Origin of the sequence: Vibrio sp. 10N.222.49.A3, assembly GCF_041475145.1 — a bacterium.
GTDB lineage: Bacteria > Pseudomonadota > Gammaproteobacteria > Enterobacterales > Vibrionaceae > Vibrio > Vibrio tasmaniensis_A.
This window is the reverse complement of the sequence record NZ_JBFRVM010000148.1, coordinates 1-310: the sequence shown is the minus strand read 5'-3', so window position 1 is coordinate 310 and position 310 is coordinate 1. Positions and strand designations below refer to the sequence as shown.

General features: G+C 36.5%; 1 tRNA gene. It reads right to left on the bottom strand.

The features are described 5' to 3' along the window. Window positions 1-234 precede the first annotated feature (234 nt). Window positions 235-310, bottom strand: a tRNA-Val gene (locus tag AB4589_RS20560).

The window sequence follows — 310 nt, the reverse complement described above, 5'->3', positions numbered from 1 at the left end:
GACTCAATTGTGATTCAAACAAGTTTGAATCGAATACAAGACACTTGAATGTGTTTGTTGTGTTTATGCCGTTCTTATTAACTAAGAGCAGATAAACATTGAGAACTTTTAAATTTGATTGAATTACTCGTAAGTAATCAATCAGCTTTCCAAATTATTAAAGAGCAAGAGTTTTTCAAGTTTTAAACTTTCAAAACCATTTTTAAATACTCTCTTAACGAGAATACTTAAAGATGGTGGGCGATACCGGGCTCGAACCAGTGACCCCCTGCTTGTAAGGCAGGTGCTCTCCCAACTGAGCTAATCGCCC